This window comes from Aldersonia kunmingensis, from assembly GCF_001646865.1.
GTDB lineage: Bacteria > Actinomycetota > Actinomycetes > Mycobacteriales > Mycobacteriaceae > Aldersonia > Aldersonia kunmingensis.
Window position 1 is genome coordinate 20,837 of the sequence record NZ_LRRB01000226.1, and the last position, 6,243, is coordinate 27,079.

Genomic DNA, 6,243 nt, shown 5'->3' on the forward strand with positions numbered 1-6,243 from the left:
TCTATCCGGTCTTTCGGCTCGCTCGGTTCTTACGCCGGAACGACAATTCGTCCTCGGGACGCTCCTCGACAGTGCCCCCATCAGCGCGTTCGGCGGGAAAGTTGGCGATCGTGCCGGTCAATTCACGCATTGCGCCGCTGACTGCGATTCCGAACACACCTTGCCCACCCTGCAGCAGATCCACGACCTCTTCGGCCGAGGTGCACTCGTACACGGTGGTGCCGTCGGAGAAGAGGGTGATCTTTGCAAGGTCGTGCACGCCGCGGTCGCGCAGATGGTCGACGGCGACGCGGATGTTCTGCAGTGAGATGCCGGTGTCGAGCAGCCGCTTGACGATCTTCAGGACCAGGATGTCCTTGAACGAGTAGAGCCTTTGACTTCCGGATCCAGCGGCGCTGCGAATCGACGGCACGACGAGCCCGGTGCGCGCCCAGTAGTCGAGTTGGCGATAGGTGATGCCGGCGATCTGACACGCGCTCGGAACCCGGTAGCCGACCAGCTCATCGGGAACGGTGTCGTCGGGAAAAAGCCCCGGCTGAATCTCCGTATCCGTCACGGTGGTTGCCGAAGCATCGTGCTGGGCAGAGCCGGGAATGCGGCTCGTCTGATCGGTCGGCTGCTCGCCCACTGAGTACTCCCTTTGATCGCTGCCCGTAAGAAGTGAGGCTACTCCCCGATGTAATGCGATAAGAGCACGACAATCAATCCGACGCGCCGAAGCCTAAACCTCGAGTTTAGGGTGTTGCGATTTCGTGACCGCTTCGATTTCCGGCGTCGACCCCTATTCGATCATTTCCCGGGTCATCCGTCGGTGGCTTTGAAGTCATCCGGCGACACGGACTCGAGAAACTCCTTGAACTTCTCCACTTCGTCCTCGCGCTCGTCCGGCATCACCAGTCCGGCCTCGTCGAGCACGCCCTCCTCGGCGTAGATCGGCACGCCGACGCGCAACGCGATGGCCACGGAATCGGACGGGCGTGCCGAAATCCGGAGGTCATCGTCGAAGACGAGGTCCGCGTAGAAAGTGCCCTCCTGCAGATCCACGATGCGGACCTCGCGCAGCGTGTGCCCGAGGGCGGTAATGAGGTTCTTGATCAGGTCGTGCGTCAGCGGCCGCGCCGGTTCGACCCCCTGCTGTTCGAGCACGATCGCGGTTGCTTCCGGTTGTCCGATCCAAATCGGGAGGTAACGGTCGCCGTCCGACTCCTTCAGCAACAGCACTGGTTGGTTCTGCGGCTGCTCGACCCGGATTCCGATCACACGCATCTCGCTCATCGCATCTGCCTCCCAGCGCTCGCGCGACCCCCCAAACCGATCGGGCCGTGCCGGCAAGGGTCGTAGCACGAGTCTAGGCGAACCAGGTGTTCGCTTCGAGGCGTTGAGGATCCGGTTGCGCCGAGTTGCCAGCGGGCTGCTGCCCATGGCCGGGCGGGGTTACTGGTCGAGCGCGCCCCGGACGGCTGATTTCACCAGGCAGGTGTGCAGCGTGAGAGACAATGCTGCCAGTTCACGCACCAGTTCTTCGGCGCGCTCGCGCGCGCCGGTGTCCTTGCTCTTTGCGACCGGCCCGGCGATCTGCGCCACCAGCGCGGCCTCGCGGTCTGCGGCGAGCTTGAACGCGCGCAAATGCCGGACTTCGAGGCCGAATTCCGAGAGGGCCTTCGCCGTCGCCGCGAGGGCGATCGCGTCCTCGTCGAAGAACCCCGCCGCGCCGGGCACAATCAGCCCGGCGCGAACCAGTTCGGTCAGGAATGCGTCCTCGATCTCGGCATTCGCGAGCAGGTCGGCGCGACTGAGCCGGACATCGCGGGCCGACCGGAACTCCTCCGGCGACACCTCTCCCGGAACCACCCCGAGCCGTCGCGGCCTGCGCGTCTCGCCGGCGCCGACGGTGGCCGCGCCCCGGTCGATCGCCTCTAGCTGCTCCTTGATCACTTTCAGCGGCAGGTACTGATCGCGTTGCGCGGTCAGTACGAACCGCAGTCGCTCGACGTCGGCTACGTCGAAACGCCGGTATCCGGACGGGGTCCGCTCCGGGCTGATCAGTCCCTCCGCTTCGAGGAACCGGATCTTGGAGATCGTGATGTCGGGAAAGTCGGGCCGCAGGAGGTCAAGTACGGAGCCAATCGACATCCCCGCACGAGCCCGCTGCCCGACAGATGTCATGAACTACCCGCGCCCGCGGCGGGAAGACCCGAGTCGGATCGCGGGCCGGTGAGAAACACCAGGCGGAACTTGCCAATCTGTACTTCGTCGCCGTTCGCGAGCACGGCCGAATCGACCGGTTCGCGGTTGACGTAGGTGCCGTTCAGGCTGCCGACATCGACCACCTGGAACTCGTCGTCGTCCTGGCGGAACTCCGCATGCCGACGGCTGACGGTGACATCGTCGAGGAAGATGTCGCTATCGGGATGCCGGCCGGCAGATGTCGTCGGCTGGTCGAGGAGGAATCGCGACCCGGCATTGGGGCCACGCTTCACGACGAGCAGAGCAGAGCCGACAGGCAGTCCTTCGACGCCCGAAACCGGTGCCTCACCGGTGGGAGCGGCCGAGGCGTCGACCTCGTTCAGGAAGTCCGCGCGGAAGACCGACGTGGTCTCTGCGGCACTCTCCCCATAGGCCGACTCGTTGTCGTTCTCGCTCACCGTTTCTCCTCCTGAGTCCGATTTTCTCGCGGGTTCTACGCTCGGGCAATTCTCGAAATTCGGACCATTGCCCCCGCACACACGTCGTGCTAAGACCGTACCCTGCTCGGGGCGCCCCGTGCAGGCAGACCGAAAACGCCGATCAACCGCCGATTACCCCTCGGTAACCCTGTGCGTCGAGCGTGCCGCTCAATGCGGCTTCGAGTGACTGCTCGTCCTCGACAGCCAATTCGACCAGCCATCCGTCCCCGTAGGGGTCGGAGTTGACCGTTTCCGGGCTGGCTTCCAGATCACCGTTGACGGCAACAACTTTCGCCGTGAACGGCGCGAAAATGTCCGAAACGCTCTTGGTCGATTCGACCTCGCCGAGCGATTCTCCGGCGGTCACGTCGTCACCCTCCGCGGGCAACTGCACGAAGACCACGTCACCGAGCTGCTCCTGCGCGTAGTCGGTGATGCCCACGCGGACCGTGTTCGGCCCGGTGCGCTGTACCCACTCGTGCTCCTCGGTGTAGCGCAGATCCTCGGGCAATGCGGTACTCACCGTGACTGGTCCTTTCGATCTGCGCCGTTCATTGCTGCCTAGTTGCCGGGACGAGCGTAGTGCGTGTCCCCCGGGTCCCGAGTCGCGGATACCGCGACCTGTTGCTTCTGGTCCACTACGAGCGTTCCGCCGCTGCGTGACACCGAATCCACTACCCCACCCGGAATGTTCACCGCCGCTGCGAGTGTCGGCGGGTCGCCGATCGCCACCACAGTGTACGGGGGCGCGAGGGTCGTTCCGTCCACGATTACCGCACCCGGTTGGCCGCCGATCCAGGAATCGATGCCGATGCGCAGGGGCGGTCCTTCCCGGCCGGAGATCTGAATCGCTTCTGCACCAGCGGCGCGCAGTTCCTGGACCGCATCGAGCAGCACATCGGGGCCAACCTTCTGGGCTGGGTCGGAGATGGTGAGCACGACACCGGGGCCGGTCGCCGGAACCGTGCCGACCTGAATCGCGAGCGCCGAAAGCCGGGCCCTGGCTTCGTCCACCGCAGCGTCCGAACCGCGTTGCTCGAGGCCGGCAATGGTTGCCTGCAACGTCGCGATGTCCTGGCGCAGCGAGGCTTCCCGGCGGTTGAGGTTGTCCAGCAGCGCAAGCAGGTCCGTCGGCCGCGCCGAGTCGAGGCTGCTGCCGGAGTCGGTGTCGCGCACCTGCATCGCGATCGCGATGCCGAGAACGGCGATCAACAGCACCGCGAGGACCTGCAATGCGCGCGGCGACATTGTGTGCTTGGCGCCCGACTCTTGTTTCCCTTCGACCTGTGGGCTTTCGTCACCCGTACTTGTCTCCGCGGGTGGTGGGGTGTCGCCGGTCGTCATGTCAGGCCCCGAACAACCGGCGCCGCAACGCTGCGGCATTGCCGAAGATCCTGATTCCGAGCACGACGATCACTGCCGTGGACAACTGTGTGCCCACGCCGAGTTGGTCGCCCAGCCACACGATCAAAGCGGCGACGAGCACGTTGAACACGAACGAGACGACGAAGACTTTCGAATCGAAGATCTCATCGAGGTAGGCCCGCATCCCGCCGAACGCGGCGTCGAGTGCGGCGACGACAGCGATCGGCAGATACGGCTCCGCCCAGTCCGGGACCTGTGGACTCGCCAGCGCTCCGAATGCGATCCCGGCGAGCAGCGCGAGGATCGCCACCAGCCCGAAGTGCTTCATCGGGTCGCTTCTTCCGCCGAACGCAGTTCGTGCACCGTCGCGCCGCGCAACCGCAGATCCTCCTTCGCAGAGACGTCGAATTCGATGTCGTAGAGCTGCGCCACGGCCGACATACGCAGGTAGGCGGGACTGACCACGAACCCGGTCTCCAGCTGGCCGGGCGAGCCGACCGCGGCGATCTTGTACGGGGACGGCACCGGCTTGTTGTCGACCAGCATCGCTCCGCCCGCCTGCCGGACCGTCACGCCAGGCCCGACCCGGACATCGCCAATCGACACGGCCTCAGCACCGCTGGCCCACAACGCATTCACCACCGCCTGCACGTCGCGGTCGAGCACGACCGAGCGGTCTTTCACGGCAGCGCGGTCGTCGAGGGTCACCACGATGCCGGGGCCGTGCACCGGTTCCGCGCCGGCCGCGGATTCCAGCGTCCGCAGCCGGTCCAGAACCTGTTCGCCTTCTGTGTTTCCTGCGAGCGCACGTGCACGGGCGGCATCGGCGACGGTGTTGAGTTCGGATCGCTGCGTGGACAATTCGTCATTGCGTTCCTCGGCCGCATCGACGCTTGACAGTACCTCGCGCCGGTAATCGTCGGAGTCCTCGCCGATCGTCACAGCCGCGACGCCGACGACGAGCCCTATGACCGCGCAGCCGACCATGAGCCAGAGCCACTGCGGAATCCGAGAGGAGCCTGCACCGTCTTCGCGTGCTCGTGCCGCCGCCGCATACCCGGGGTCGAGGTGCTCGCGCAGCAGCGACTGCAGCAGCGAATTCCGACTCGAGTACCGCGACGGCTCGGTCATTCTCGTTCGTTTCCGTGCACCACCGGTATGGCACGGGCCACCGCAACGGCCTTGGCGACGTAGAGGATTCCGGTCCACACGTAGAGCGCTGTCCCCCACACGAGGAATGCCGAACCGAATGCCGACGCGAAACCTGCGATGGCCCAGTCGGTTTCTCCGGCAAGGAGCCACGGCAACGCCGACATCAGCGCGAAGGTCGCGGCCTTACCGAGGTAGATGACCTCCGGTGGCGGCAGGCCGCGACGCCGGTACACCACGAGCGTCAGCGTCAGGATCACATCGCGCCCGATGAGCAGCGCTGCGACCCACCACGGGATGATCCCGCGGACGACGAACCCGATCAGGGTGGTGACCACATAGAGGCGGTCCACGAGCGGGTCGAGCATCGCGCCGAGCCGCGACGACTGGTCGAGCATCCGCGCGATCTTGCCGTCGAGCCAGTCGGTGATTCCGGACAGAATCAGCAGCGCGAACGCCCAGCCGTCGGCCTCGACGACGAGCAGCAGGTAGAGAAATACCGGAACGCCGATCAGTCGCAGCACGCTCAGCGCGTTGGGGATCGTAAAGATGCGGTCCTGCTTCGCCGCATCCGGCGCCACGGTGTCGTCCTGAGAAGCCACGCTGTCCTGCCTCGGTGCCGTCGAACTCACGCCGACGCGCCCGCGGGCGGCGCCGCGATTCGCGCGATGCTATCGCCTTCCAGACTGCCCAGATACATCCAGTCCCCCACGACTCGAACGCCGGTGATCGGCGCGTAACCGCCCTTCGACCCTTGCAAGTTGTGCACGACCCTGCCCTCGCCATCGAGGCCGAGTACCCAGCCGCGGTTCTCCGGCTTCGGCTGCAGTGCCGCGGGCAGGTTGGCGGTGACCGTACGCAAACCCGGGTACGGCGACACGAGGTCGAGCATTTTCAGCCGCGGGCTGTAGAGCGCGACCCAGTAGATACCGTCTGCGCCCTGCGAGGTCATGTTGTCCGGGATGCCGGGCAGGTTCTCGTACCAGACCGACTGATGGCCGGAGTACGGACCGGTGAGCTCGACGCGGGTGATCTGATAGGAACCGGTCTCGGCAACAAGAAC

Annotated in this window: 9 protein-coding genes and 1 pseudogene; all 10 read right to left on the bottom strand. The window is 65.6% G+C overall.

Annotation, left to right across the window (positions count from 1 at the left end):
- Position 1: 1 nt before the first annotated feature.
- Positions 2-595 carry a MerR family transcriptional regulator gene (locus A8G08_RS17595; RefSeq protein ID WP_281182162.1) on the bottom strand — a complete coding sequence of 198 codons (594 nt, stop codon included), beginning with the start codon at positions 593-595 and terminating at the stop codon, positions 2-4.
- Between the two features lie 206 nt (positions 596-801).
- On the bottom strand, positions 802-1,275 hold the full coding sequence (locus tag A8G08_RS17600; RefSeq protein WP_068276903.1) for a bifunctional nuclease family protein: 474 nt from the start codon (positions 1,273-1,275) through the stop codon (positions 802-804).
- A 159-nt stretch (positions 1,276-1,434) separates the two neighbouring features.
- A complete protein-coding gene (gene ftsR / locus A8G08_RS17605; RefSeq protein ID WP_068276906.1) occupies positions 1,435-2,166 on the bottom strand; it encodes a transcriptional regulator FtsR in 732 nt (243 codons plus the stop codon).
- Positions 2,163-2,645: a glycogen accumulation regulator GarA gene (gene garA, locus A8G08_RS17610; RefSeq protein ID WP_068276909.1), complete on the bottom strand. Its 483-nt coding sequence runs from the start codon at positions 2,643-2,645 to the stop codon at positions 2,163-2,165. The genes ftsR and garA overlap by 4 nt, the downstream gene beginning before the upstream one ends.
- A gap of 142 nt (positions 2,646-2,787) precedes the next feature.
- The gene (gene gcvH / locus A8G08_RS17615; protein ID WP_068276911.1) at positions 2,788-3,189 is read right to left on the bottom strand and encodes a glycine cleavage system protein GcvH; all 402 of its coding nucleotides are present in this window, start codon (positions 3,187-3,189) and stop codon (positions 2,788-2,790) included.
- Positions 3,190-3,227: 38 nt separating this feature from the next.
- A complete protein-coding gene (locus tag A8G08_RS17620; RefSeq protein ID WP_068276915.1) occupies positions 3,228-4,010 on the bottom strand; it encodes a DUF881 domain-containing protein in 783 nt (260 codons plus the stop codon).
- A 1-nt stretch (position 4,011) separates the two neighbouring features.
- The gene (locus A8G08_RS17625; RefSeq protein ID WP_068276918.1) at positions 4,012-4,359 is read right to left on the bottom strand and encodes a small basic family protein; all 348 of its coding nucleotides are present in this window, start codon (positions 4,357-4,359) and stop codon (positions 4,012-4,014) included.
- Entirely contained in the window at positions 4,356-5,162 is an 807-nt protein-coding gene (locus tag A8G08_RS17630) for a DUF881 domain-containing protein (protein WP_068276924.1), read from the bottom strand. The genes A8G08_RS17625 and A8G08_RS17630 overlap by 4 nt, the downstream gene beginning before the upstream one ends.
- Positions 5,159-5,782, bottom strand: coding sequence for a cardiolipin synthase ClsA (clsA, locus tag A8G08_RS17635; protein ID WP_068276926.1), 624 nt, complete (start codon positions 5,780-5,782; stop codon positions 5,159-5,161). The genes A8G08_RS17630 and clsA overlap by 4 nt, the downstream gene beginning before the upstream one ends.
- A 26-nt stretch (positions 5,783-5,808) precedes the next feature.
- Positions 5,809-6,243 (bottom strand): annotated as a pseudogene (locus A8G08_RS27550) (SMP-30/gluconolactonase/LRE family protein); the annotation flags it as partial.

What these genes read in the sequence shown, in the direction of transcription:
- A8G08_RS17620 (WP_068276915.1), bottom strand. Translation starts at nt 4,010, where the DNA reads ATGACGACCGGCGACACCCCACCACCCGCGGAGACAAGTACGGGTGAC.
- A8G08_RS17600 (WP_068276903.1), bottom strand. Translation starts at nt 1,275, where the DNA reads ATGAGCGAGATGCGTGTGATCGGAATCCGGGTCGAGCAGCCGCAGAAC.
- ftsR (WP_068276906.1), bottom strand. Translation starts at nt 2,166, where the DNA reads ATGACATCTGTCGGGCAGCGGGCTCGTGCGGGGATGTCGATTGGCTCC.
- A8G08_RS17630 (WP_068276924.1), bottom strand. Translation starts at nt 5,162, where the DNA reads ATGACCGAGCCGTCGCGGTACTCGAGTCGGAATTCGCTGCTGCAGTCG.
- A8G08_RS17625 (WP_068276918.1), bottom strand. Translation starts at nt 4,359, where the DNA reads ATGAAGCACTTCGGGCTGGTGGCGATCCTCGCGCTGCTCGCCGGGATC.